Here is a 24,398-nt window from a genome sequence, read left to right as displayed (position 1 = left end):
CTACAGTGGCCGGAAAGGTAATTTATTAAAAACCAATGGGATAATCCAAGTGGTGTTTCTTTCATCATTTTAGCTTAGCTAAAGCAAATGTATTAAAAAGCCGGAAAGTTGCAGGATTTTTTTTAATCTCCTTTTACAACTTTCCGGCTGGTCTTTATAAGCTTTAAACTGAGTGAAATCAGAGATTAGAAAGGTTGATCACCTCCTGCTGACTCAATACTCTCCAGTGGCCGCGGGTAAGATCTTTTTTAGTTAATCCGCCGTAGACTACACGGTCAAGTTTTAATATTTCGTACCCCAGGCTTTTAAATATACGCTGTACAATGTGAGCTTTAGTACTTTTAATTTCAAGGCCTACCTCCCGCTTTGGTTTGTTCTCTACATAACTCACTTCGGTGACTTTGGCAGTACCGTCTTCCAGGTTTACACCCTCTTTTATCTTCTGAAGATCATCATATGCCAAATCTTTATCCAGCTCAAGATGATATATTTGCCTTATCCCATTCTTTGGATTTGCAAGGTTCTTTGCCAGGGTACCATCGTTGGTAAACAGCAACAAACCTGTGGCCTGGGTATCCAGTTTCCCAACAGGAGTAAGCTTTGATTTTGAAGCATTTGCTACAAGATCCATCACCGTTCTGTTCTTTTTCTCAAGACTTCCGGTTACGTAAAAACCTTTAGGCTTGTTTAAAAGGATGTACTCAGGTTTTTCGGGGTTAACGCGGCGGCCGTCAAACTTCACCTCATCAGAGATCTGTACTTTGTGTCCCATTTCTATCACCACCTTCCCATTTACTGTAACGTTTCCGGCAGCAATATAGATATCGGCATCTCTCCTGGAGCAGATACCGGAATTGGCAATATACTTATTCAACCTCATCCCTTCACTTTTTCCGGCCCCGCCCTGTTTCTTCTTTACGGGTGCATTGCCGCGGGACATGTTCTTAGGATCCTTTTCATCTCGGCTTACCGGAGCATTTCCGCGGGAATGGGACTTGGTACGGCCAGCGCCGCCCTGTCTTCCGCTACTCGTCTTATTGGAAGAGCGGTCTCCCCTGCTTCCGGATGACCTGTCATTTCTACTCATATAAAATAATTTTGTACAAAGATAGTGGTTTGTTAACAATATAATTGCAAGCACCAAAATTGAAAAAAAAATTTGAAGATGTGGGGATTTGAGAATTTGAAGATGATGGGAAGAGAAATTCCAATATAAGATTTGAAAATGTGGGAATTTGAAAATTTGAAGAGGATAAAATAGCTTCCAAGGTGGTTAGTTGGAAAATGGTTATCGGGGATTGAAAATTTTACAATCTCTGTGATCTGTGGGAAACTTAGGAATAACCTCTCGACTCCTCTCGAGGTGACAACAGACAATAATCAAATATCAGCGAAAAGAAATTTGAGCTTTCTTCTCCGAACTCCTAACTCCGAACTCCCGACTATTGAATATACCTTATACAATCCTAAAATACTCTGCTCAACAAGGCATCTACATTAATCAGCAAGATGCTGAAAACCCCGGCCACAATAATGAACTTCAGCAGATTGTGGAGTAACAGATACTGCCATTTGGCTTTACTGAAGTATAGCACCAGCAGGAAGATTAACAGCACGAACACTGCTCCGTAAAAAAAGTAATACATTTTGCCGATCTCAAACCGAAAGATGAGAAAATAAACCGGGATCATTGATAACAACGTTAGGCCGGTGATTAAGCTCTTACTGAAGTTTTCCCCGTACACAATGGGAATGGTCCTGTACCCCTGCACCAAATCCCCTTTCATATTCTCCAAATCCTTAACCATTTCCCGCATCAAAATAATGAGGTATAAGAAGGCTGCGTGGACGAGTATAACTGTATCGAAATTTTTATAGTAAAGAAAAACAGCAAAAAACGGGGTAATCGTTATTACAGATGCAACCAGGTTATTGAGAAAAAGAATTTTCTTGAGACGGTGGGAATAAAACCAGATCACAAAAATGTATATCGCAAAGAAGGATACGGCTCTAAAAGAGAGATAGCTGGCAAAGAAAACACCGGCCATATTGAGAATAAAATACACCGAAAGCTTGGTCCGCTGACTCACAAACCGGTCCAGCATAGTTTTTTGCGGCCTGTTGATCAGGTCTTTTTCGCTGTCGTAAAAGTTGTTGATAATATAACCTGCAGCCGCTACAGAGGCAGTAGCCAGCACCATAAAAAACAGGTTTGGATCAAAAAGCACACGCCGCATAGGCAAATCGTGTGCGAGGATAAAAACTGCAGTCAGGTACTGCGCAATGACCAGCACCAGGATATTGTAGCCCCTAATGACCGAAATAAAGCTGAGAATCTTGAGCAGAAGCCGCTTTTTGGAAATAGAAGCCATGGAGCGTTTTAGAAGTTGTAGACTACTTCCAGACGGTAATCTTTTAATGCTTTTCTGGCCTTTTCAATATCTTCTGTAAATCCAAGAATATAACCTCCACCACCAGAGCCGCAAAGCTTGAGGTAGTAGTCATTGGTTTCAATTCCATTTTTCCAAAGTTTATGGAATTGGTCCGGGATCATAGGTTTAAAGTTGTCGAGTACAACATGAGACAGCTTTTTCATGTTCCCAAAAAGAGATTTTACGTCACCTTTTAAGAAATCATCAACACAGGCATCTGTGTGTTTTACGAATTGATCTTTCAGCATTTTTCTGAAAGGTTCCTGCTTCATGTTCTCCATAAAAATGTTCACCATGGGAGCAGTCTCTCCAACAGAACCACTGTCGAGCAGGAACACTGCACCTTTTCCATCCTGAGTTTGCGATGGAATACCCGCAGGTTCAATATTGTCTTTAGAATTGATTAAAATCGGAATGCTTAAATAGGAGTTCAATGGATCCAGCCCCGAAGATTTCCCGTGGAAGAAGGACTCCATTTCGCCAAAGATCTTTTTCAGCTTCAATAGCTTTTCCCGGGTAAGATTTTCGAGTACAGTGATCTTTTCTACTGCGTATTCATCATAAATTGCGGCCACTAAAGCCCCACTACTTCCCACTCCATATCCCTGCGGAATACTGGAATCGAAGTACATCCCTTTTTCTATATCTGCCTTAAGTTCAGTAAAATTAAATTGAACAAGCTCCGGCATTTTCGCCTGCAGCTCCTCCAGATAATCTGCAAATCGCTTTAGGCTCCTGTTAGATTTCTGTGCTTCTTCCGATGGATCTTCATCAACTTTTAAAGCCCCATTGTAGAAGTTATACGGAATAGACAAACCTTTGGAATCTTTGATGATCCCATATTCTCCGAAGAGTAAGATTTTAGAATAAAATAAAGGTCCTTTCATAGCGACTTGGTATTTTTTTCCTGGTTATGAGTTTAATATTCCGTGGGCAGAAAGATCTTCATCTACCCTCTTCCAATGCACCCCATAACCACCGGGAGAAATTGAAAAATCCAACAGCTCTTCTTGAGAAGCGTTGTATAATCTGGGATACCACTCCAAAGGAGCGCCAATCTCACCATCTTCTAAAGAAAAGAAAACTTTCTCATCCCTGAAGAATACATCCTTAATTTTTATGTTAGTCTTAACGGTTTTCAATTTCTTGAATCGGTAAGTCTTCGAACATATTGCTGCAAAGATATACATTTAACTGAAATGTAATTCATTACCCTATATGATCTAAGTCAATTATCAGGCCAATTTCTTCGCGCCGCTGCCTACTTTATCATTGATATACTGGCCGTTCTGGCAGAATAGTTTTAGTTCTGCTTCAATAAATTCCAGCGTTTCCTGCGCCTCTTTCTCCGGAAAAAGCAAATGTACATTAGCACCTGCATCAAGAGTAAAGCAAAGATGCAGCCCGGTTTCTTCTCTAAACCTGAAAATTTTGTTGATGATCGCCAGCGTGTTTGGTTTCATAAGGAGAAAATACGGCTGACTCGTCATCATCATGGCATGCAGGGTTAAGGCTTCACTTTCCACTACTTTTATAAATTCTGAAAGATCACCACTGCGGAAGATCTTTTTGAGCTTATCAAGGTTATCGTGCGCCTGCCTGAAGCGGGTTTCTGCATAAGGATGATCATTCATAAGATCATGCCCCAAGGTACTGCTCACCTGCTTTTCACCTTTGTCGACAAGCAAAATGGTGTCGCGATAATTCCTGAAGTTTTCATGGACTTCATCCCGAAAAGGAACCCCGTAGAGATTGCTGCTCCTGTAAATACTGTTATGCATGCCCCAGACTACAAGCTCTCCTTCAATGCTGCGACAGGCACTGCCCGATCCCAATCTTGCCAAAAATGAGCTTTTCCGGGTGAAATATTCTTCATCCATTTCAGGATTTAATTGCTTTTCCAGGCTCATAAGGCAAAGTGCCAGGGCACTCATCCCACTGGCCGAAGAAGCGATCCCGCTGCTATGCGGAAAGGAATTGGAGGTTTCAATAGTGAATTTATAGTCCTTCAAAAAGGGCAAATAAGGATCTATTCTTTCCAGGAACTTCTCAATTTTTGGTCGGAAAGATCCTTTTTTCTCCCCCTCAAAAGTCAGGTCGAAGTGGAAATCATCTGCCGGCTTTTGCCTTTTTTTGAAGTTAAGCGTGGTGGTTGTCCGGCAGGAATCCAGTGTAAAACTTATAGAAGGATTCGCCGGAATTTGATGTTCCAGCTTTCCCCAGTATTTTACGAGGGCAATGTTACTCGGGCTTTGCCAGGTTACCTCCCCCTGCTCTATCGCTGCCGGGTAGGACTTCGGAATAAAATCTTTTTTGGTCATGCTTGCAGTTTACGCAAAGATAGATTTTCCTGAAAAAGCGAAAGCCGTTTAAAAATGCTATTTTAGAGAGGCAAAAAAAATATAACTATGAGCAAGACCATATTGATCACAGGTACCTCCAGCGGAATTGGCCGCGCCACAGCAAAACTTTTTGCCGAAAAAGGCTGGAATGTTGCCGCGACCATGCGTTCTCCCGAAGAAGAAACTGAGTTAGGGGAAACCTCTAACCTGAAACTTTACAGGCTGGACGTGACAAAAAAGGAGCACCTGCAAAATATTATCTCACAGGTGAAAGACGATTTCACCTCCATAGATGTCCTGTTTAACAACGCAGGTTATGGCGCAGTGGGCGCATTTGAGAAATCTTCAGAAGAGGATGTACTCAACCAGTTTAAGGTGAATGTTTTTGGGCGTGATGGATCTTACCCGCGAATTTATCCCTTATTTTAAGCAGAAAGGGGAAGGCATGATCATCAACACCTCCTCTGTGGTGGGCAGGTTCACCATTCCGCTGTACAGTTTGTACTGCTCCAGTAAGTGGGCGCTTGAAGGTTTCACTGAAGCTTTACAATATGAACTAAAACAGTTCAACATCGAAGTTAAAATGATAGAACCGGCTGCTATTAAAACAGATTTTCATGGTCGTTCTCTAAAAACCTTTGAAAATGACAATGTGAAAGGCTACGACAAAATGGAGAAAAATATTCTCAACGGAATGAAGAAAAGAAATGAGAAAGCTCCCGGGCCCGAGGTAGTTGCAGAAACCGTTTATAAAGCCGCTACAGATGACAGCCAAAAATTAAGATATCCTGCCGGAAAAGGTGCCGGGGCAGTACTCATCGCCCGAAAGCTCCTACCGATTTCCTGGTTCAATAAAATAGTTTTTAAACAGCAGAATCGGTAGTCAATGCAAAATTTGGTAAATTTAATAGATGAAAAAACAGCGGATTTACATTGATACGTCAGTTTTTGGAGGATTTTTTGATATGGAATTTGAAGAATTCACCAAACCGCTTTTTGAACGAATAAATAAGGGGGAATTTATAATCTTGTTTTCTGATGTCACTCAGGAGGAATTAAAATTTGCGCCCGGGAAAGTTAAGACCTTAGTGACCAGGATAAAAGCTGACCTGACCGATTTTCTCGAAACAGACGATGAAGCGGTTGAATTAGCATTAGAATATCAAAAAGAAAAGGTAGTGGGAAAAACAAGCTATGCAGATTGTCTCCATATCGCCTTAGCGACAGTAAACCGAGCTGATCTTTTAATAAGCTGGAATTTTAAGCATATAGTAAATATTGAGCGAATACGTGGGTACAATGCCATAAACATGAAAAATGGGTATAAGCAATTGGAAATTCGCTCACCAAGAGAAATAATAAACTATGAAAATGAAAACTAAAAAAGATTTTGATGCTGTTCAATTTATGCGGGAGCAACGAAAAACATTAAGCGAAAAATTGTCAACCATGACTAAAAAGGAAATCGTCGAATATTTTAAAAGGAAACGCTTGAATAAAGAAATACGACCAAACGCCTAACAAAATAAATAATAATAGCCAGCAGAAAAAGCCTCAGATTATTCTAAAGTCATAGCCTTTGCTGCAAGAAATCCGCCGGTCCAGGCATTTTGGAAATTGAAGCCGCCGGTGATGGCATCAATGTTTAAAACCTCACCTGCCAAAAAGAGGTTTTTACAGACCCGGCTTTCAAAAGTTTTAAAGTTCACTTCTTTTAGTTCTACTCCACCCGCAGTCACGAACTCTTCTTTAAAAGCACTTTTTCCATGCACCTGGAAAGTGCCACAGCTAAGTTGGCTTGTTAATTCTTCCAGCTGCTGCTTATTGAGATCGGCCCAGCGGAGGTCGCTATCAACTCCCGAAACATTAACCAAACTTTGCCAAAGCCGTTTTGGCAGCTCAAACTGTGCATATTTATGTGGCGACTGTTTCGCACTGTCCTTTTTGAGACGTTGCAGTTCTTCAGAAATTTCTTCAGGAGAAAGTTCGGGCAGCCAGTTGACTTCGATCTCAAAATTCTTTTTATCGCTGAGTTCCCTTGCGCCCCAGGCCGAAAGTTTCAGAATAGCAGGCCCGCTCATGCCCCAGTGAGTGATCAAAAGTGGCCCTGCAGTTTCCAGCTTTTTACCTCTTAGGCGAACAACGGCATTTGTAGCCACTCCGGGGAGATCTTTGATTCGGGCATCGGTAATTTTAAAGGTGAACAGCGAAGGCACGCCGGGGACAATGTTGTGCCCCAGATCTTTCAGCATTTCCCACATTTTTGGATTGCTTCCGGTGGCAACAAGTACTTTACCTGCAGTGAAATTTTCCTGGGAAGTTTCAATCTTCCAGCGGCCATTGTGCAATTGCACATCCTGCACCGCTCTTTTGGTAAGCACCTCGATATTTAACCTTTTTGACTCCCGTAGAAATAGATCTATAATGGTTTCTGAAGAATTTGATTCCGGAAACATTCTCCCGTCATCCTCGATCTTCAGCGGCACGCCTCTCTTTTCGAACCATTCGATGGTATCTCCGGTCATGAAGCTGTGGAAGGGTCCGCGCAGCTCTTTTTCGCCGCGAGGATAGTTTTTAGTGAGTTCCTTCGGAAGGAATTCGGCATGGGTAACGTTACACCTTCCGCCGCCCGAGATCCTCACCTTGGTAAGCACATCTTTTCCTCTTTCCAGGATGCAAATTTTGGCTTCCGGAGCCATTTCCGCAGCATTTATCGCGGTGAAGAATCCGGCGGCGCCACCGCCAATAATTACAATATCAAAAGAAAGAGGTTCCAAAAATGTCATTTTTCAGCCTCAAAGATATTCAAATTAAAGAGACGTTATTCTTTGTTTAAAGCTGCGCTAAATCTTTCTTAAACCTTCAGCAGCCTAAAGTGTGGTTCTCTAACTTTAAAATTCTAAAAGTCAAGCTATGGGCAAACCTAAAGACCTTCCGAAGCAGAAGCAGGAAAAACAACCGGGAAACCAGCAAAAGATGCACCCCGAACCCGAGGTGATACGAAAAGATTACAAAGGCAGTGAAAAACTGAAAGACAAAGTGGCGCTTATCACCGGCGGTGACAGCGGTATTGGCCAAAGTGTAGCGGTACATTTTGCTACAGAAGGCGCTAAAGTGGCCATTGTATATCTTTCTGAAGACAAAGATGCCAAAGAAACCGTCAAAATGATTGAAAAAGCAGGATCTGAAGGTTTGGCCCTAAAAGGAGACCTTAAGGATGAAAAATTCTGCCGGGAAGTGGTGCAGAAGACCGTTAAGAAATTCGGTGGCCTCAATATTCTGGTAAACAATGCGGCCATGCAGTTTCCAAAAGAGGAACCCGAAGAAGTGACCTCAGCCCAGGTTAAAAAGACTTTTGAAACTAATATCTATCCTTATTTCTTTACCCTCAATGAGGCTTTAAAACATCTTAAAAACGGTGATTGTATCATTAACACCACCTCAGTGACGGCCTATCGCGGCAGTGAGCACCTGCTCGATTATTCGAGTACAAAGGGCGCAATCACTGCCTTTACCCGCTCGCTTTCAAAAATGCTGGCAGAGAAAAATATCAGAGTAAACGGCGTTGCCCCGGGCCCAATCTGGACGCCGCTAATTCCTGCTTCCTTTAGTGAAGAACACGTAGCCGAATTTGGCAAAAAAGTTCCGCTTGGAAGAGCCGGGCAACCCAGCGAAGTAGGGCCGGCGTACGTATTTTTGGCCTCTAAAGATGCCAGTTATATCACCGGGCAGGTCATTCACGTGAACGGCGGCGAAGTGGTAGGCGCCTGATAAACCTCAGATGCTTATCTTGTTTCTCTTAACCAATTATTATACTATGGAAGAATGGTTTAACATAGGCTGGGAATCTGTTATTGCTATCTCGGTAAACGCGATAGGTATTTACACCGCGATCATCCTGTTTACACGGCTGGCAGGGAAACGCAGTTTTTCAAAAATGTCGAGCTTCGATTTCGCTATGACGGTGGCCATAGGTTCTATAATCGCATCTACAGTGCTTTCCAAAAATGTGAGCCTGTCAAGCGGAATTCTCGGGCTCGCTCTCATCTACGGATTACAGATTAGTGTTGCTTTTTTCCGAAGATATAAAGGAGTTGGTGAAGCGGTAGATAATTCTCCTTTAATGCTTATGGACGGACAGAAAATACTTACACACAACCTGCGCAGGGCAAAGGTCACCGAAGGAGATTTAAGATCAAAGCTGCGCGAGGCAAATGTGCTGAACCTCTCTCAAGTTCGGGCAGTAGTTTTTGAGACCACAGGAGATATTTCGGTACTGCACAGCAACAGCGAAGATGAAATACTTGAAGATTGGTTATTAAAAGATGTAGCGCGATAATGATAGGCTGGACAGAAATATTGGGCCTAACCGCAGGCGTTTTTACCACTGCAGCGGTCACCCCGCAAATTTGGAAGGCCTGGAAGACCAAAGAGGTAGACGACGTTTCTCCCGGAATGTTCTTTGTTCTCATTACCGGCCTGGCACTTTGGGTGACTTATGGGGCGATCACAAAAGACATTCCCATTATCGCTACCAACGGGGTTGCTTTAATGCTCAACAGCTTTATGCTTTTCCTTATTTACCGCTATCGAGATAAAAACTAACTCATTAGGCAAAAAGCTGTTAATCTTACTTAAAACTCAACTAAGGGATTCTTAAACCTGCTGAAAACAACACTTTCAGATATTATTTTTACTGAAATACATTTTTATGTCCCAGGTAAAAGAAAAGGAAATTTCTGAAGTTTCTTCTGCGAAATCTCAGTTTGAAGATTTCATATTAGGTAACAATCATCCATGCGTTATGGCCCAGACCGTGTTTAGTATGGACAAAGTGGACTTTCATGAATACGATAACTTCGGAAGCAAAGAAACTGCGAAAGCCATACTTACCGATTTAAAGAAATACATCGCAGCATACGATTTTGAATCTAATGATTTTCTCACCTTTTTAGTCGGTTTTAAAGGTAAGCAGCATTATTCCGAAGAAGAATTTGAGAAGGTGCTTTGGCAACAGTTACAGTACCTGCACGAAGAAGATGATATGCCGTGGGATAAAGAAGTAAGCCAGGATCCGGCCCATAAAAGTTTTAGCTTTAGTCTTGGAGGCCGCGCTTTTTATATCGTAGGTCTGCACCCCAACAGCTCCCGCAAGGCAAGACAGGCGCCTTACCCAGCCATTGCTTTTAACCTGCACTGGCAGTTTGAGAAATTGAGGGAAATGAACACTTACCACACCGTAAGAGATAAAATTAGGGAAAGGGATATTGAGCTGCAGGGAGAGATCAACCCCATGCTCGAAGATTTTGGAGAACGCAGCGAAGCCAGACAGTATAGCGGCCGAAAAGTTGGAGAAGAATGGAAATGTCCTTTTCTTCACGGAAAAAAATAAAATATGTTTCGGCAAAAGAAATACCTTAAGAAAGATCCGCAGTACGTTTTCGATTTTATAGACCAGCATCCCTTCGCCACCTTTGTGTTGCAGGGAGAAGACCTGCTGGCTACTCATATTCCGGTATTAATTGAAGGTACTCCCGAAAAATTCAGGTTATACGGGCACATCGCCGAAGCCAATGAGCAATACAAATTCTTAAAAGACGGCCTCGATGCCCTGCTTATCTTTCACGGCGCACACGGCTACGTGTCCTCTTCCTGGTACAAAGACATCAACATTAGCACCTGGGATTATTCGGCCGTACATGTAAATGTAAAACTGAAATTGCAGACTACCGAAGAGCTGGAGGAAAGTCTTCAAAACCTCATCCGCAGGTTTGAAAAAGATCAAAAATGTCCTGTTTTATACAAAGATTTGCCAAGAGAGATGATTGAAGACCATCTTCCGCTCATCACCGGGTTTTGGTGCGAACCGGTTAAGGTGCAGGCTATGGCAAAGCTGCACCAGGGATTTGAAAAGGATGATGTACATTCCGTTTGTCGGCACCTTGAAGAAAGACAGGATCTTCAATCTTCACAACTAAGTAAAAACATAAAAAAAGAACATGGTACAGGTCATTGAAAAACAAACAGGCGCAGCCTTTAAGCTTAAAAAAGGGCAAAAATTGAAGGTCATAGATCCGCAGGGGGAACAGGTGAGCGACATGGTGCTCTTTAATGCTGAAGACCCGCGGGAAAAGATCTCTTCAGGAAAAACATTGGACTTTGAGGAAAGCATTTTGATCACTAAAGGCGATTGGTTGTGGAGTAACCGAAGTAATAAAATGATGAAGATCCTGGAAGACACCAATGGCCGAAATGATTTCTTACTCGCCCCGTGCAGCCCCGAGACTTTCAAAATCATGTACAACAACCCCGATTATCATCCCAGCTGCTTTGAAAATTTGTATACAAATCTGAAGCCTTTCAACATTGAACCTGATGATGTGCCGACAGCTTTCAACATTTTTATGAATGTGCAGTTTGACGAAAATGGAAAGTTGAGTGTAGATCCGCCGCTGAGCAAAGCCGGAGATTATGTCCTCTTTGAAGCCGAAATGGATCTCATTGTCGCCCTCACTGCCTGCTCGGCCGAAGACAGTAACAACGGCAGCTTTAAGCCGATACACTACGAAATTGTGGATTAGAAGCGTAATCACTTCGGAAGAAAATCATTCCATATAAATTACGGTAACTCTGAAGTAAAGGAAGGTTGGAAACAAGATTGCGGAAAACGCGAGGATAATTTCAGCCTGATGTTTTTAGCTCTCACTATTTGCTTTCGAGAAAAACCGGCTTAGGATCTCTAAATAAGGGAAAACAAATAATTCAAGTATAGTGCTGCAATAACTCCAAAAACGATAATTGACAGCAGGACGGCTTTATTTACTTTAAACTTCATTTAAAACATATAGGGCTTTAAATGTAATAATTACAATATACCTCAGCTTAGTGTTAACAGAATGTTTGGACACTCTTTCCTTATTTTTCGACTAACGGCAGGTATCGCCGATAAAGTGCGTGCACGGTAATATCCAGAGCTTACTTTCAAAGCGATATTCGGATTTCGGCTGTTGGAATTTTTCAGAAGTAAGTGCAAAAAGGAGTTCTGGCTTTCGCAGTAATTGCAGGTACTCTTTCGGAAATAGTGGTATTCTTATCCTAAATTCAGTGCTTGTTTATTGATCTTTCTCAACTGCTGCAATAACTTCTCTTAGAAATACATTGAGGTCAAACTCCGGATGTTCAACAAGCCCTAATCGAACTACTACCAAATTTTTCGACGGAATAACGAATACATGCTGCCCCTGAAAACCGTTTGCTGAGTAAAGATCGCGCGGCACATCTGGATATTCACCACCGGCATTGAGCCAAAAATACGCACCATATTTCCCATCTGAGCCCTCGACAGGTTTTACCGTATATCTCACCCAGTCTTTGCTAATGATCTGCTCCCCGTTCCAATTGCCTTCATTGAGATACAACAGCCCGAACTTTGCCCAGTCGCGGGCGGTAGCCCAGGAATAGGAGGAGCCAACATAGTTACTGGCCAGATCGGTTTCCAAAGTCATTGAATTCATTCCAATTTTATCGATAAGTTGGGCGTACCAAAAATCGAGATATTCCTGGTGGGTACTAAACTGGTCCCTAATATATGCTTAAAGCAAATTGGAAGTACCCGATGAGTAGTTCCAAATGATGCCGGGCTGCCCTACAAGATTCTTATGCAGCTGCACCTCACTCATATCTTCGGCCAGAAAAAGCATCTTGGTGACATCTGAAATTTTTGTGTAGTCTTCCTCCCACTTTAATCCGCTGTTCATGTGAAGCAGGTTGTTAAGAGTAATATCTTGCCTTCTATCACCTTCCCATTCGGGAAAAAGATGATCGTTTTCTAGAGAAATTCTTCCCTGCTTCGCCAACACTCCCAGAACTGCGCTGGTAATGCTTTTGGTCATAGACCATCCTAATAATTTCGTGTCTTTACTGAATCCGGCTGCATATTTTTCGGCTAACAATCTGTCTTTGTACAACACGACAACGGCCCTCGATTTATGCGCCTCAAAAAAGGCATTTTTGAGCGCCAGTTCCAGCTGCCCGTAATCAACTTCGGGAAAGATTGTGTCTACAGGTTTATTATTGCCGTAGGGATAAGGAAGAGAAGATGAGGGTTGCAGGCGGTTCGGTTTTGATGTGGGCAGGTCATTTCGGCCTGTATCTTCGGGAAGAAGCACGCATCCCAAACCGGGATTATACATGGCAGTACGCTCTTTAAGTCCAAAAACGGTAGCAGAGGCAGTTTTGTCCTGCCTGTCGATTTCGTATTCAGCAAGATCTACAGGACTGAAATTATTGTCCTGAGCAGCCACGCTCTGTGGCTCTCTTCCGGCTTCGTAAACACAGGAACACATATTTTTAGCAGCAAATCCTGTAATGAGGTTAAGCCGCGGATAATAAATGTACGCCACAACCCCAAGGGCAAGGAATAACAGGACCAGAATAAATAAAAGGATCTTTTTCATTGAATGTATTGGAATCTTAAATATAAAAGTAAATTCCTTTACCTTCCAAAAATGTCATTTTTGACAACTACTTTTGTTGGAATCAACTGCGGAAAACCCTGCTCCTTTTCTGAAATTTCCTACGCCAGCTTCAGAAGTAAACTCGTCAAACTTAGTCAGCAAAAACCTGAATTTATACCGCTCCCAGAAAAAATATGCTTCCGAAGAAATTGATGTAAGCTTTTATAGAATAAAACTAAGCACCTGGGTGAAGATGATGATCGCTACCAATGCCAGCGGGTACACAGTAGCATATGCCACCTGCGGGCCTTCACTACTCGTCATGGAATCTACCGCACTTAGGCCTGGCGTACTGGTCATCCCGCCCGTTAGAGCTCCCAGAACAGACAGGAAGTTCATTTTGAGAATGATCCTGGCTACCAGCACCACAATGATCATAGGAATCAGCGTAATGGCCGCTCCAATTCCGAAAAGGCTTAGCCCGTATTCCTGAATAGTGGGCCCTAAATGACTGCCGGCCGAAAGCCCCACGGGAATGAGAAAAAGCAAAAGGCCAAACTGTCGCAGAATATGATTTCCGGTGCCCGGGAGATTCCATAGAATGGGCCCGGTTTTTCCAATCCTACTTAAAACAAGAGCAGCAAGCAGGACGCCGCCGGTAAGCCCCAGTGAAAAAGAGCCGCCACCGGGAAGAGGGACTTCAATGGCCCCAATCATCAAACCGATTATAATACCAAGGGCCACCGGCAAAAAGCTGGTAGTTTCAACCTCTTTCATGCTGTCTCCAAAGAGCAGACTTAGTCCGTTTACGTTTCCTTTAGTGGATGAAATGAACAGGCGGTCGCCAAACCTCAACTTTACTGATGGTCTTGCCGGCAGGTCTATCCCGGCCCTTCTAATTCGCGTAACCGTTGCTTTATAGTTCTCTCTCAAACTGAGTTCTCCCAAAGTCTTACTCACCACGTTTCGTTTGGAAATCACATACCATCTCACTTCAAACATTCCGCTTTCGGGAATCTCGATGTCTGTGGGATGTCCCAGAAGAAGTTCTACTCTTTTAAGTGCTTCATTGGTACCTACTGCCCTTACCACGTCTCCTTTCCGAAGAACAAGATCGGCTGCGGGTGGAATGGAGGTTTCATTCGCTCTCATGACCCGGGAAATATTCGCCTTGGTCATCATTCTAATATCCAGTTCACCAATGGTCTTCCCATCGGCATTCTCGTTGGTCACCATAAAGTTCTTATGGCCCACTTCGGGGATCTTGGTTTGCGTTTCTTCAATGTACTTCTGTTCTTCCCTGGCCATATTAGTTGCAAAAATCTTGGGCACCAGCCTAACAAAAAGAATGACCCCCACTACTCCAAAAGGATAAGCAATTCCGTATCCAATAGACGCCAAAGAAGAGCCTGTAGCTTCGATAGCGGCTGCCAGACCCGGAGTACTGGTGAGCGCTCCTGAAAACAATCCTACAGCGATCCTGTAATCAATATCTAATACCTGTGCCAAAACAAGAGTCGTAACAGCACCCACCAAAACAGTCAAAAAAGCCATGCTGATGAGCTTTCTTCCCTGAGATTTATATACCTCAAAAAAGGTGGGACCAGCCTGCATCCCAATGGTAAAGATAAACAGCAACAATCCTATTTGCTGAATAATGCCTGGTAAGGCAAACTCCACACCCTGCGAGAACATTGCGTAGCCGTAGAACATCGCGACAAAGATCACTGCCGAAGAATCCAGCGACAAACCTTTATAGGAAACTTTTCCCAGGATGATCCCTATACCTATAATTATAAAAAGAGCAACATAATCGGTACTTAGAAAGTCCAGTAGTGCAGACATGGTTATCTTATTTTGATTTTTGAACTATTGAAAAGACCATCCAAAAGTAGCCTTTTCAGGAACTAATTTTTAGCTGAAGCTGGATGAAATTTCTTCGGAATTTTTCAGGATCAGTTTACCCGTACTTCCCGGAAGTATTTTCTGAAAATAGAGGCAGCATTTTCAAGAGTTTCAGCGTTTGGAGGACTTACATCCTTCAGCTTATATTCCATGCCCAGAGCTTCCCATTTGTGAACCCCAAGCTGGTGATAAGGCAGGATCTCTACCCGCTCTATGGTCTTATAATCTTTAAAATGCCTGCCCAGCTCATGCAGGTGTTCTTCCTGGTCACTCCAGCCGGGAACCAGCACATATCTTAGCCACATGGGTTTACCGGTACTTTCGCGGTATTCGGCTATTTTAAAAGTACTCACATTAGAGAGGCCGGTAAGTTTTTTATGCCATTCGTTGTTAAAATGCTTCACATCGAGCATCAGCAAATCGGTCACATCGAGCAGGTCTTTTGCCTGCTGGTCTATTACGCGCCCATTAGAATCAAGCACCGTATTGATATTCTCATCGTGCAGGCGGTCAAATAACTTCTTAAGAATGGCCCGCTGCAACAAAGGTTCCCCTCCCGAAACGGTAACGCCCCCTTTATCGCGAAAGTAAGGCTTCTGTTTTACCGCACGCGCTATAATCTCATCAAGATCCAAAAAGTGCCCTCCTTTTACATCCATGGTATCGGGATTGGCACAGTAAAGACAGCGAAACTGGCAACCCTGCACAAATACTACCATTCTAATCCCGGGGCCATCATGGGTTCCAAAAGACTCTATGGAGTGTACCCTAAGCTGTTCAGAATCTGGTGCGTTTAACTGTGCAACCTCCTGTTTAACCAAAGATCCATCCTTTATCATAGCATTTATTTTTTGAGGAAATTAATAAAAAAGATCAGGAGATTTCGATTGGGGGTCTCTGAAATCTCCTGATGCTCAATTAAAAACTCAATCCTAAACTACATTCTTTCGTGGAAGGTCCTTGCGATCACTTCCAGTTGGTGGGCTTTTGAGAGCCTTATAAAGTTTACCGCATACCCGGAGACCCTAATTGTCAACTGTGGATAATTCTCGGGGTGCTCGTAAGCATCCATGAGGGTTTCACGGTTAAGCACATTCACATTGAGGTGGTGAGCGTTGAGGCCAAAGTAGGCATCCAGCAATCCGACCAGGTTTTCCATTTGTCCTTCCCTGTCACTTCCCAAAGATTTAGGAACAATAGAGAAAGTATTGGAGATCCCATCTTGCGCATCCCGGTAATCTAACTTGGCCACCGAGTTCAAAGAGGCTATTGCGCCGTGTTCATCGCGCCCGTGCATTGGGTTTGCACCTGGGGCAAAGGCTTCACCTGCTTTTCTACCATCGGGTGTGGCACCGGTTTTCTTACCATACATCACATTAGAGGTGATGGTGAGCAGAGAAAGGGTAGAGAAAGCGTTCTTATAACATTTATGTTTAGCCAGTTCCTGAGAGAAGAACTTAGTGATCTCCCGTGCAATACTGTCTACTCTTTCATCATCATTCCCGAATTTTGGATACTCTCCTTCTACTTTGAAGTCTACAGTAAGTCCTTCTTCATTTCTTATGGCTTTTACTTTTCCGTATTTAATGGCCGAAAGTGAATCGGCAATAATAGAGATACCTGCAATTCCATAAGCCATATCAATGCCTGGATCGGAGTCTACAAATGCCAGCTGTGCTTTCTCGTAGTAATACTTATCGTGCATGTAGTGGATGATGTTCATGGTCTTGGAATATACCCTGGCCACTTCAACCATCGACTTTTTGAAATTAGACATTACTTCTTCATAATCGAGGTAATCACTTTCAAGCGAAGGTATTCCTTCTAATAACGACTGACCTGAATTCTCTTCTCTACCATTGTTAAGCGCCATCAACAAGGTCTTTGGAAGATTTACACGAGCTCCAAAGAACTGTATCCTTTTTCCTAATTCCTGGTAAGAGACACAACAGGCAATCCCGTAATCATCAGAACCTCTTACCAGTCTCATCAAATCGTCATTTTCATACTGAATTGAAGAAGTGTCTATAGAGACCTGGGCACAGAATTTTTTAAATCCTTCAGGAAGATCCTGTGACCAAAGCACAGTGAGGTTAGGTTCAGGAGAAGCTCCAAGGTTATAAAGAGTTTGTAAGAATCGGAAGGAAGTTTTAGTAACTTTTGTTCTTCCATCCTGGAACTGTCCGCCAATAGCTTCAGTTACCCAGGTAGGATCTCCTCCAAAAATTTCGTCGTATGCTTCAGGGCGCAGGTGTCTTACCATACGCAGTTTCATCACAAATTGATCAATAAATTCCTGAGCTTCTTCTTCAGTAATTAAACCTTCATTAAGATCCCTTTCAATATATACATCAAGGAAGGAAGAAACGTTACCCAGTGACATGGCGGCTCCATCCTGCTCTTTCACAGCAGCAAGGTAAGCCATATATACCCACTGTACAGCTTCGCGCGCATTTTGGGCAGGTCTTGCAAGATCGAGACCGTACATGGCTCCCATCTTTTTAATATCCTTAAGAGCAATGATTTGATCTGTGATCTCTTCGCGAAGACGTATCTTGTGCTCGGTCATTTCGCCATCTACAAGTCGCTTATCCTCTTCTTTTAGTTCAATAAGGCGATCTATACCATAAAGGGCAAGGCGGCGATAATCACCAATGATTCGGCCACGGGCGTAGTTATCGGGCAATCCGGTAAGGATACCGTTTGATCGATAACTTCTTATCTCATCATCATATGCAGCAAACACAGCGTTGTTATGATCTTTGGTATAATCAAAAATCTCTTTAACACGCTGTGTTACCTGCTGACCTTTTTCGGCCACTGCACCTTCTACTACACGAAATCCACCAAAAGGCTTCATGGCCCTCTTTAAAAGCTCGTTGGTTTGTAAACCTACTATAACCTCAAGATCTTTATTGATGTAACCGGGGCCATGACTGGTAATACCCGAAATAGTCTCGGTATCTATAGCCCTGCAGCCATTTCGCTCCCGCTCCTCTTTCATGGCAGCGAGGCAAATTTGCCACAGCTCTTTTGTTCTCTCTGTAGCACCGACGAGGAATGAATCATCGCCATAATAAGGGCTAACATTAAGGGTCACGAAATCCCTTACATCAATTTTCCTGTTCCAGGTTCCTTCGCGGAACTCTAGTACTTCCTGAGATAACTTTAGCATCTTTTCTTCTTTTTGCTGAAGAGGCCGTTTTTTAAATTTTCTACTCTTCAAACTTAATTACATTGCAAATTTCCATCAGAAAGTCCCCTTTTTTTATGATAATAATCATAATTCGACCTGGCGCCGGTAAAGAAAATAGCTTCAATCGTTTTAGTTAATAAATAGATTTTACTACAACGTTACCGGGCAGGAATATTTTTTTGCCCTTTGGTAAAACCGTGTTATGCGAACCTCAGATTTCTTCGGAAAAAGTGTTGGAGCTCATAGCAACATAGTGCCATGAGCTGTAGATAAGCCGTGGTGGAAACATGCCGAATTATACCAGACATAAACCCCGATAGTTGGTAGCCATAGAGAATAAACCCTGGGATAGATTAAATTATTGAAGCCTGTATAGCTCCTAAAGTAAATCCCTCCGGGACAAGCCGGCGGAGAACTTCAGAAAGGCACCATTTCAGACTTCAAACGTCTCCTAACAAGGCAATCCCGGGGTCTTTACCCACCTGGAATAAAATACGGCTATCCTTTAGAAGAAGGAATAGCTGCATTTGAAATTGGAGAAGCTAATTTTTCGTCTTCACCCGTCACCGCCAGTTTTTTGACATCCCGTCGAATAATTACTGAAAGCAGAAGGGCAATAACCAGCAAGCCCGAAAAGATATACAGGGTAGAGTTATAGCTGGTAGAGATAGAACGCGCCCATGCAGCCAATAAAGGCCCTGCCATTCCTGCTGCAGCCCAAGCAGTGAGCATATAGCCAAGAATAATTCCCAATTGGCGGGTGCCAAAAAGATCTTTTATAAAGGCCGGTACAGTAGCAAAACCTCCCCCATAACAGGAGATGATCACAAATACAAGCAACTGAAACACCCATGCATTGGTAACCTGTGGCAGCACCAGAAAAGCGATGATCTGCACAATGAAAAATGCGCTAAACACATTAGGCCTTCCAATAGCATCAGAAAAGGAAGCCCAGCCAATACGGCCCAGGCCGTTGAACAAGCCCATCACTCCCACCATAGTGGCTGCAGCAACTGCGGTTAATCCCGCAAACTCCTGCGCCATGGGTGATGCTGCCGAGATAATGGCAATTCCGCACGAAATATTAATAAAGAACATGAGCCACAACAACCAGAACCGCCTGGTCTTTACTGCTTCTCCTGCCGTAAGCTCAACCGAAGAAGTCACCACCACCTTTTTTACATCTTTTGCAGTCTCGCCGGGAGACCAGCCCTCTGGGGGTAAAGAAAGGTACAGGGAAGACAGAAGGATCACCACAAAATAAATACTTCCCATGAGATAAAAAGTATTTGCAATACCTATAGCTCCAATAAGATATACAATTAAGGGGCTGCTTATAAGTGCTGCAAAGCCAAAGCCCATCACTGCCATGCCCGTTGCGAGACCGGGTTTATCGGGAAACCATTTTATGAGTGCCGAAACAGGGGTAATATACCCCAGCCCCAGCCCAATACCTCCCAACAGCCCGTAAAACAGGTATAGCATATAAATAGATTCCAGTTCTATAGCGAGACCCGAACCGGCAATACCAGCTCCAAAGAGAACTGCAGTAAGAATACCCGACCTTCCGGGGCCGTTCTTTTCAAGGAAATGCCCAAGAAAAGCTGCTGAAATACCCAAAAAGAATATTGCCAGACTAAATGTAAATTGCGTCTCTTTTAAATCCCAACCCAGTTGTTCGGTAAGGGGCGTAGTGTATACGCTCCAGGCATATACCGAACCAATTGAAAGATGCATACCAACTGCAGATGCGGCAATAAGCCAGCGGTTTTTTACTTTTCCCATGAGAAAGAGAATTAAAAGAGAATTTTTGGCAAAATAAGTAAAGTTGCAAGGAGTAAAACATGACATGAGTCAGCCGCAGGTAATTGTTTCGGGATTCACGGCTCTTTTATTTAGAAATCTCTAATTTTGCAGCCGCTAAAAAGCCTAACAATGACAGCAGAAGAAGGGAACTCCCAATCTCACGTACCCCAGCTATATTCCAAAAGCCTTATTTTGGTCTTTGCCTTACTTTTTTCAACCATTTTTGCTGCCGTCATTCTTGTGTCAAACCTAAGAACGCTGGGAAAAAAGAAAGAAGCCGGGTGGGTACTCCTCTTTGCCGTTGTTTATCTTTTTGCCACCGCAATGGTCATGCAGGCTCTTAGCCTCTCCCCTTCCATGACGGCAATAGCCAACGTTATTGGCGCCGCAATTCTCAACGAATTCTTCTGGAACAAATTCATTGGCCGTGATCTTGAATATCAAAAGAAAAGCTGGATGAAACCCATGCTTATCGCCGTTGGTATTGCCCTGGTACTGTTCTTTGTATTAATGGGCAGTATGTGATTTTAAAGTGGTTTTAAAAATCACAAAATCAGACAGCATATAGAATTTTTTCGGCAAGCTCCTTAATTTCACTACTTTTGGACTAAGCTTTAGTGCCGAATGAAGAAAACTTTATTCTTAATATTTCTGTGTTTAATATTTGTCTCCTGTGAGGAGTTTAAGACGCGCAAAATATCTTCGGAAGAAATTCTGGTAGAAGAGACCCGTGATTTCAATTGGCATGAGGTAGATCAATACCCTGCTTTTTCTGAATGCCGAAGTATTACTGAAGTCGAAGCCGCAAAGTCGTGTTTTGGGAATAAAGTTGCCCAGTATTTTTACTCCCGACTTGAAGCAAAACAACCTGTAGTTACCGAAGCTTTAGACGATACACTATATCTGTATCTCAAGATTTCCGAAAAAGGCAAACCGGCAATAGATTCTATGGAAATAGATTCCCTGGTAATCCGCCAACTGCCCGAAATCCGGACCTGGCTTTCCCAAAGCGTAGATTCTTTACCAAAGATCTATCCCGCCACCAAACGCGGTATCCCGGTAAAAACCACCTTCCGGATGCCGATAGTGATCAAAGCAGAATAATTAGGAAGTACGAAGATAGAAATTCAGGCCGAAGTGAACCCTGAAATTTTAACTCTGAACTCATAACTCTGAACTCCGAACTAATAACTCTGAACTACAAACTATACTTATATCCTACCGTAAAGTCGACCGGAAATTCACCATTACTGTCCAGGACTATAGAAAAAATATCGTTATAACCTACTGTAATGAAGCTGGTGGGTGTGATCTTGATATCGCTGCCCAGCCCAAAGCTCAAAGGCGCCGTGAATGTGAATCCGCTTTCATCCTGGACGGAAACGACCTTGCCCGCATCATTTTTCACCGAAATTGTTTCAGAAGAATAATAAAGCGTAGCCAGTCTTGCATCTACATGTAAATCAAAATTTTTGAAATATAAGGCCTTAAAGCTGTAATTCACTGAAAGATGGGTAGCGCTGTACTGGTACTCGTCCTGCTCAAAATTATGCCGCAGTTGCAAAAAAGCGGAATGGCGAGGTGCCAGGTTTGGGTCGTAGAATTCATATTCAAGCCCCAGCACCGGCGCGAGGATATTTTCGGGATTATCAGTATAAATATTGTTAGACAAACCTGTGAAAATGCTTATCCGTTGTAGAATATTTTTGGTTGATTCATTCTTTACGTAATCTTCCTGTACAATTGCATTATAAGTATTGGCGAAATGCCGTAGGCTGTACAGCACAAATTTTACATCGCGGGTATTAATTTTTGCATCTGTTGTTAATTCTGAAAGTTGTTCCCTGAACTTTCCATTTCCATCGGGATTTAAAAGCTCAACCATGCGCTTTTCTTTTTGAACAAAATAGCGATACTCGAGATCATCTTCGGTCCAAAAGAGGCTTAATGGCCCCTTCACCTCCCTTTTGAGTTGCAATGTATCATTGTTGATGATATAGACATTTTGTGCAGCCAGTGGCAGGGTGAGGCAAAAGAACAGGACGGTTAAAATAAATCTTACTTTCTGCATTTTCGTGGTTTCACTTGAAATAAAGATAACAAAAAATCAAGGGGAGCTTTATTTTTTGAAATGCCGCCCCTTCCAATCATAACCCAAAAAAAGTGAAAATACTGCAACGCCACTGCTAAAGAAAGGATAAAGTATACTGCTCAAAAAGTACCTTTTCACGCCCCTTTCCCGGCCGAAAAATTTAGCGCTGCTATAAATAAGGTAAAAATCTACATTGAATTTAACCAGAAAGATCATCAACAGTAAAGCTGGAGGTTTAATTCCCACTAACACGAGCAAACTTAGGGTCACGAGCAATAAATTCATTAGAAACACGAGTAAACCCAGGCTTTTTGGAAAAAATTTCTGGTAAGCTGAAGTCTTTGCAGCCCATCTCACACGTTGATAGAACAACTGTTTCCAGGAGGAGGCAGGTACAGTGAGTACAACTGCCCCTGGAGTCTTCAAAAATGCCGTTTTTAGTCCTTCTTTCTGAAACTTTTCCAGTAGAAAAATATCGTCTCCACTGGCCATCTCAGTATTTCCTTCAAATCCGCCGACCTTCAAAAATGCCTTTTTTGAATAGCAAAAATTTGCACCGTTGCACATAAATGGAATATCAACACCAAAACTCCCAATGGTAGCTGCCTGTAAGCTGAAGAAATCTACTTCCTGAAAACCTTTCAAAAATGTCATTTTTGAGCCTTCAGTTTTTATCGCGACCGGGGCGGCAATAGCTGCTGCACCACTCTCAAGAATATGGGCGTTGTAAAGGGCCAGCAGGTGGGGCGGCAACTCACAATCGGCATCGGTGGTTAAGATATAATCGTTCTTCGCACCTGCAATTGCCAGGGCAAGAGCATCTTTTTTGGGGCTGCCCGATTTTCGGCTGTTCTGCAACAGCTTCAGGGGGAGTTGAGGATTTTGCTTCTGAAATTCCTCCCAAAGCGCTTCCGAAGTATCTTCTGAAGCATCGTTCACGGCAATGATCTCAAACAATTCTGCCGGATACTTCAGCTTCAGTAGAGATTTAAACAAAAACGGAAGGTTTTCAGCTTCATTTCGGTAAGGAACGACTATGGAAAAACTGATTTTTGGATCCGGATTACTTCCGTAGAAATTTTTGACATGCGAAAATCCGTAGAGCAGGAAAAGCATTGCCAGCACATAAAGCAGCGTGATGATCACGGCCGCGATGATCATGCTACGGCGTGTTTGGCTTTTTTATACCTGAGCACGTAGTAACTTCCGGCAAGACCGGGAAGCCCAAAATTAAGGATCCAAACCGTAAGCACGATAGTGAGTACAATGATTTGGGGCACCTGTAACATTCCGAAGATCCATACCGCAAATCCGCCTTTTATGAAGGCATCAAAAATGATCATGGTAGGGATAATGGAAGCCAGGATATACGTGCTAAAAACGGCCGATATAAGTAAAGGGTAAGACACGTCTACTTTAAATTCCAGTAGCAAAAAATAGAATTGATGGGTAAATATCAAAAATCTTATACTGGCAAAAATGAGGGTTTTCCACCTTATTTTTTCTGAAACATTGTGAAAGGATTCTTCCAGGCGTTGAATCGAATAGCCTTTAATTCGTATCCTGAATTTTTTCATCACCACATAAATGATAAACGGCGCAAATAAAAGGCCCGAGACCAGAATAATATTGAATATGGGCAGGGCGAGGTCAAGCGAAGTGATGAGAAACAGCAGGCCGGCAATCCCAAAGAAATAGGTGGCAAATAGTTGGGCGGTATTCCCCAAAAAGTTCAAAAAGATGATCTTTCTCCAGGCAGCCCGGGTATAGTAAAGGCACTTGGCGCCATATTCCCCAATGCGGCTGGGAGTAAATATGGCTGCTGTGAAAGATGCAAGGCTCTCGCGCATGGCGGCTTTAAAGGAATTCTCACGCACATGACTGCTTAAGGTCTGCCATTTTAAGATCTCAAAATACCAGTTTAAGACAGTGAGAATAATGAGGATCACGATGTTGGAAAAGGAAAAGATCCTGTAATCATTAAGAATATCGACGAAGCGATCAAAGTCCATTGCTTCATCGTTGGTCACTTTATACCAAATAAATGATACTGCGGCCAATACCACCAGTACTTTGAGAACTAGTGAGAAGAATTGATTAGCTTTGTGCGAGGTTATTCGCATGAATTTATTTAAGAACCGGAAATTTCCGGCATTACATCACCGGCTG

General features: G+C 42.9%; 25 protein-coding genes and 1 pseudogene. 12 read left to right on the top strand and 14 right to left on the bottom strand.

All coding sequences use genetic code 11. The annotated features are described in order from the left end of the window. Positions 1–178 precede the first annotated feature (178 nt). From ACQ93I_RS01375 to ACQ93I_RS01355, 5 genes are all read right to left on the bottom strand, one after another. The gene (locus ACQ93I_RS01375) at positions 179–1,087 is read right to left on the bottom strand and encodes a pseudouridine synthase (protein WP_431696812.1); all 909 of its coding nucleotides are present in this window, start codon (positions 1,085–1,087) and stop codon (positions 179–181) included. Between the two features lie 379 nt (positions 1,088–1,466). Next, positions 1,467–2,372, bottom strand: coding sequence for a geranylgeranylglycerol-phosphate geranylgeranyltransferase (locus tag ACQ93I_RS01370; RefSeq protein WP_431696811.1), 906 nt, complete (start codon positions 2,370–2,372; stop codon positions 1,467–1,469). 8 nt (positions 2,373–2,380) lie between these two features. Beyond that, positions 2,381–3,319: a mevalonate kinase family protein gene (locus tag ACQ93I_RS01365; protein WP_431696810.1), complete on the bottom strand. Its 939-nt coding sequence runs from the start codon at positions 3,317–3,319 to the stop codon at positions 2,381–2,383. A gap of 24 nt (positions 3,320–3,343) precedes the next feature. Continuing rightward, positions 3,344–3,574: a DUF2442 domain-containing protein gene (locus tag ACQ93I_RS01360; protein WP_431696809.1), complete on the bottom strand. Its 231-nt coding sequence runs from the start codon at positions 3,572–3,574 to the stop codon at positions 3,344–3,346. Between the two features lie 93 nt (positions 3,575–3,667). Next, positions 3,668–4,753, bottom strand: a complete 1,086-nt coding sequence (locus tag ACQ93I_RS01355) for a diphosphomevalonate/mevalonate 3,5-bisphosphate decarboxylase family protein (RefSeq protein ID WP_431696808.1) — start codon at positions 4,751–4,753, stop codon at positions 3,668–3,670. An 87-nt stretch (positions 4,754–4,840) separates the two neighbouring features. Between ACQ93I_RS01355 and ACQ93I_RS01350 the strand changes: the two genes are divergently transcribed. Genes ACQ93I_RS01350 through ACQ93I_RS01335 form a run of 4 tightly spaced genes read left to right on the top strand, consistent with a single transcriptional unit; the run spans position 4,841 to position 6,295 of the window. Then, complete coding sequence (locus tag ACQ93I_RS01350) at positions 4,841–5,203, top strand: SDR family NAD(P)-dependent oxidoreductase (protein WP_431696807.1); 363 nt, start codon at positions 4,841–4,843, stop codon at positions 5,201–5,203. Further along, positions 5,154–5,657 (top strand): SDR family NAD(P)-dependent oxidoreductase, encoded by a 504-nt coding sequence (locus ACQ93I_RS01345; RefSeq protein WP_431696806.1) that lies wholly within the window; start codon positions 5,154–5,156, stop codon positions 5,655–5,657. The genes ACQ93I_RS01350 and ACQ93I_RS01345 overlap by 50 nt, the downstream gene beginning before the upstream one ends. A gap of 28 nt (positions 5,658–5,685) precedes the next feature. Further along, on the top strand, positions 5,686–6,156 hold the full coding sequence (locus ACQ93I_RS01340) for a PIN domain-containing protein (protein ID WP_431696805.1): 471 nt from the start codon (positions 5,686–5,688) through the stop codon (positions 6,154–6,156). After that, positions 6,146–6,295 carry a hypothetical protein gene (locus ACQ93I_RS01335; RefSeq protein WP_431696804.1) on the top strand — a complete coding sequence of 50 codons (150 nt, stop codon included), beginning with the start codon at positions 6,146–6,148 and terminating at the stop codon, positions 6,293–6,295. Before ACQ93I_RS01340 ends, ACQ93I_RS01335 begins: the two co-directional genes overlap by 11 nt. Positions 6,296–6,333: 38 nt before the next feature. Here the strand turns inward: ACQ93I_RS01335 and ACQ93I_RS01330 are convergent, their stop codons facing one another. Then, entirely contained in the window at positions 6,334–7,551 is a 1,218-nt protein-coding gene (locus ACQ93I_RS01330) for an NAD(P)/FAD-dependent oxidoreductase (protein WP_431696803.1), read from the bottom strand. A 136-nt stretch (positions 7,552–7,687) separates the two neighbouring features. On the opposite strand from ACQ93I_RS01330, the gene ACQ93I_RS01325 reads away from it, so the two are divergent. The 6 genes from ACQ93I_RS01325 to ACQ93I_RS01300 all read left to right on the top strand — a co-directional run bounded on the left by ACQ93I_RS01325 (position 7,688) and on the right by ACQ93I_RS01300 (position 11,355). Then, positions 7,688–8,545 carry an SDR family oxidoreductase gene (locus ACQ93I_RS01325; protein WP_431696802.1) on the top strand — a complete coding sequence of 286 codons (858 nt, stop codon included), beginning with the start codon at positions 7,688–7,690 and terminating at the stop codon, positions 8,543–8,545. Positions 8,546–8,591: 46 nt separating this feature from the next. Continuing rightward, positions 8,592–9,113, top strand: a complete 522-nt coding sequence (locus ACQ93I_RS01320) for a DUF421 domain-containing protein (RefSeq protein WP_431696801.1) — start codon at positions 8,592–8,594, stop codon at positions 9,111–9,113. Then, positions 9,113–9,379: a SemiSWEET family sugar transporter gene (locus ACQ93I_RS01315; protein WP_431696800.1), complete on the top strand. Its 267-nt coding sequence runs from the start codon at positions 9,113–9,115 to the stop codon at positions 9,377–9,379. The genes ACQ93I_RS01320 and ACQ93I_RS01315 overlap by 1 nt, the downstream gene beginning before the upstream one ends. A gap of 106 nt (positions 9,380–9,485) precedes the next feature. Then, positions 9,486–10,166, top strand: a complete 681-nt coding sequence (gene gntA, locus ACQ93I_RS01310) for a guanitoxin biosynthesis heme-dependent pre-guanitoxin N-hydroxylase GntA (RefSeq protein WP_431696799.1) — start codon at positions 9,486–9,488, stop codon at positions 10,164–10,166. A 3-nt stretch (positions 10,167–10,169) separates the two neighbouring features. Further along, complete coding sequence (locus ACQ93I_RS01305; RefSeq protein ID WP_431696798.1) at positions 10,170–10,790, top strand: FMN-binding negative transcriptional regulator; 621 nt, start codon at positions 10,170–10,172, stop codon at positions 10,788–10,790. After that, a complete protein-coding gene (locus ACQ93I_RS01300) occupies positions 10,774–11,355 on the top strand; it encodes a DUF1989 domain-containing protein (RefSeq protein WP_431696797.1) in 582 nt (193 codons plus the stop codon). The genes ACQ93I_RS01305 and ACQ93I_RS01300 overlap by 17 nt, the downstream gene beginning before the upstream one ends. A 531-nt stretch (positions 11,356–11,886) precedes the next feature. Here ACQ93I_RS01300 and ACQ93I_RS01295 read toward each other — a convergent pair. From ACQ93I_RS01295 to ACQ93I_RS01275, 5 genes and pseudogenes are all read right to left on the bottom strand, one after another. Further along, positions 11,887–12,966: pseudogene (locus ACQ93I_RS01295) on the bottom strand (serine hydrolase domain-containing protein). A 486-nt stretch (positions 12,967–13,452) separates the two neighbouring features. Further along, positions 13,453–15,075 (bottom strand): aspartate:alanine exchanger family transporter, encoded by a 1,623-nt coding sequence (locus ACQ93I_RS01290; protein WP_431696796.1) that lies wholly within the window; start codon positions 15,073–15,075, stop codon positions 13,453–13,455. Between the two features lie 110 nt (positions 15,076–15,185). Next, entirely contained in the window at positions 15,186–15,974 is a 789-nt protein-coding gene (pflA, locus tag ACQ93I_RS01285; RefSeq protein ID WP_431696795.1) for a pyruvate formate-lyase-activating protein, read from the bottom strand. A gap of 98 nt (positions 15,975–16,072) precedes the next feature. After that, on the bottom strand, positions 16,073–18,310 hold the full coding sequence (pflB, locus tag ACQ93I_RS01280; protein WP_431696794.1) for a formate C-acetyltransferase: 2,238 nt from the start codon (positions 18,308–18,310) through the stop codon (positions 16,073–16,075). A 519-nt stretch (positions 18,311–18,829) separates the two neighbouring features. After that, entirely contained in the window at positions 18,830–20,116 is a 1,287-nt protein-coding gene (locus ACQ93I_RS01275; protein WP_431696793.1) for an L-lactate MFS transporter, read from the bottom strand. Positions 20,117–20,266: 150 nt separating this feature from the next. On the opposite strand from ACQ93I_RS01275, the gene ACQ93I_RS01270 reads away from it, so the two are divergent. Both ACQ93I_RS01270 and ACQ93I_RS01265 read left to right on the top strand, forming a co-directional pair. Then, positions 20,267–20,662, top strand: a complete 396-nt coding sequence (locus ACQ93I_RS01270) for a hypothetical protein (protein WP_431696792.1) — start codon at positions 20,267–20,269, stop codon at positions 20,660–20,662. 99 nt (positions 20,663–20,761) lie between these two features. Then, complete coding sequence (locus ACQ93I_RS01265; protein WP_431696791.1) at positions 20,762–21,241, top strand: hypothetical protein; 480 nt, start codon at positions 20,762–20,764, stop codon at positions 21,239–21,241. Positions 21,242–21,335: 94 nt separating this feature from the next. Here ACQ93I_RS01265 and ACQ93I_RS01260 read toward each other — a convergent pair whose 3' ends face one another. From ACQ93I_RS01260 to ACQ93I_RS01250, 3 genes are read right to left on the bottom strand one after another with little or no spacing between them, the layout of a single operon-like run. Continuing rightward, positions 21,336–22,208 carry a hypothetical protein gene (locus ACQ93I_RS01260; protein WP_431696790.1) on the bottom strand — a complete coding sequence of 291 codons (873 nt, stop codon included), beginning with the start codon at positions 22,206–22,208 and terminating at the stop codon, positions 21,336–21,338. 48 nt (positions 22,209–22,256) lie between these two features. After that, positions 22,257–23,390, bottom strand: coding sequence for a glycosyltransferase (locus ACQ93I_RS01255; RefSeq protein ID WP_431696789.1), 1,134 nt, complete (start codon positions 23,388–23,390; stop codon positions 22,257–22,259). Continuing rightward, positions 23,387–24,352, bottom strand: coding sequence for a hypothetical protein (locus ACQ93I_RS01250; RefSeq protein ID WP_431696788.1), 966 nt, complete (start codon positions 24,350–24,352; stop codon positions 23,387–23,389). Before ACQ93I_RS01250 ends, ACQ93I_RS01255 begins: the two co-directional genes overlap by 4 nt. Positions 24,353–24,398 lie beyond the last annotated feature (46 nt).

Source organism: Salinimicrobium sp. WS361 (assembly GCF_050750585.1).
Lineage (GTDB): Bacteria > Bacteroidota > Bacteroidia > Flavobacteriales > Flavobacteriaceae > Salinimicrobium.
This window is presented reverse-complemented; position numbering and strand designations above follow the sequence as displayed.

What these genes read in the sequence shown, in the direction of transcription:
- pflB (WP_431696794.1), bottom strand. Translation starts at nt 18,310, where the DNA reads ATGCTAAAGTTATCTCAGGAAGTACTAGAGTTCCGCGAAGGAACCTGG.
- ACQ93I_RS01300 (WP_431696797.1), top strand. Translation starts at nt 10,774, where the DNA reads ATGGTACAGGTCATTGAAAAACAAACAGGCGCAGCCTTTAAGCTTAAA.
- ACQ93I_RS01275 (WP_431696793.1), bottom strand. Translation starts at nt 20,116, where the DNA reads ATGGGAAAAGTAAAAAACCGCTGGCTTATTGCCGCATCTGCAGTTGGT.
- ACQ93I_RS01375 (WP_431696812.1), bottom strand. Translation starts at nt 1,087, where the DNA reads ATGAGTAGAAATGACAGGTCATCCGGAAGCAGGGGAGACCGCTCTTCC.
- ACQ93I_RS01250 (WP_431696788.1), bottom strand. Translation starts at nt 24,352, where the DNA reads ATGCGAATAACCTCGCACAAAGCTAATCAATTCTTCTCACTAGTTCTC.
- ACQ93I_RS01290 (WP_431696796.1), bottom strand. Translation starts at nt 15,075, where the DNA reads ATGTCTGCACTACTGGACTTTCTAAGTACCGATTATGTTGCTCTTTTT.
- ACQ93I_RS01265 (WP_431696791.1), top strand. Translation starts at nt 20,762, where the DNA reads ATGAAGAAAACTTTATTCTTAATATTTCTGTGTTTAATATTTGTCTCC.
- ACQ93I_RS01345 (WP_431696806.1), top strand. Translation starts at nt 5,154, where the DNA reads ATGTTTTTGGGCGTGATGGATCTTACCCGCGAATTTATCCCTTATTTT.
- ACQ93I_RS01255 (WP_431696789.1), bottom strand. Translation starts at nt 23,390, where the DNA reads ATGATCATCGCGGCCGTGATCATCACGCTGCTTTATGTGCTGGCAATG.
- ACQ93I_RS01325 (WP_431696802.1), top strand. Translation starts at nt 7,688, where the DNA reads ATGGGCAAACCTAAAGACCTTCCGAAGCAGAAGCAGGAAAAACAACCG.
- ACQ93I_RS01370 (WP_431696811.1), bottom strand. Translation starts at nt 2,372, where the DNA reads ATGGCTTCTATTTCCAAAAAGCGGCTTCTGCTCAAGATTCTCAGCTTT.
- ACQ93I_RS01270 (WP_431696792.1), top strand. Translation starts at nt 20,267, where the DNA reads ATGACAGCAGAAGAAGGGAACTCCCAATCTCACGTACCCCAGCTATAT.
- ACQ93I_RS01365 (WP_431696810.1), bottom strand. Translation starts at nt 3,319, where the DNA reads ATGAAAGGACCTTTATTTTATTCTAAAATCTTACTCTTCGGAGAATAT.
- ACQ93I_RS01260 (WP_431696790.1), bottom strand. Translation starts at nt 22,208, where the DNA reads ATGCAGAAAGTAAGATTTATTTTAACCGTCCTGTTCTTTTGCCTCACC.
- pflA (WP_431696795.1), bottom strand. Translation starts at nt 15,974, where the DNA reads ATGATAAAGGATGGATCTTTGGTTAAACAGGAGGTTGCACAGTTAAAC.
- ACQ93I_RS01355 (WP_431696808.1), bottom strand. Translation starts at nt 4,753, where the DNA reads ATGACCAAAAAAGATTTTATTCCGAAGTCCTACCCGGCAGCGATAGAG.
- gntA (WP_431696799.1), top strand. Translation starts at nt 9,486, where the DNA reads ATGTCCCAGGTAAAAGAAAAGGAAATTTCTGAAGTTTCTTCTGCGAAA.
- ACQ93I_RS01340 (WP_431696805.1), top strand. Translation starts at nt 5,686, where the DNA reads ATGAAAAAACAGCGGATTTACATTGATACGTCAGTTTTTGGAGGATTT.
- ACQ93I_RS01315 (WP_431696800.1), top strand. Translation starts at nt 9,113, where the DNA reads ATGATAGGCTGGACAGAAATATTGGGCCTAACCGCAGGCGTTTTTACC.
- ACQ93I_RS01335 (WP_431696804.1), top strand. Translation starts at nt 6,146, where the DNA reads ATGAAAACTAAAAAAGATTTTGATGCTGTTCAATTTATGCGGGAGCAA.
- ACQ93I_RS01320 (WP_431696801.1), top strand. Translation starts at nt 8,592, where the DNA reads ATGGAAGAATGGTTTAACATAGGCTGGGAATCTGTTATTGCTATCTCG.
- ACQ93I_RS01305 (WP_431696798.1), top strand. Translation starts at nt 10,170, where the DNA reads ATGTTTCGGCAAAAGAAATACCTTAAGAAAGATCCGCAGTACGTTTTC.
- ACQ93I_RS01350 (WP_431696807.1), top strand. Translation starts at nt 4,841, where the DNA reads ATGAGCAAGACCATATTGATCACAGGTACCTCCAGCGGAATTGGCCGC.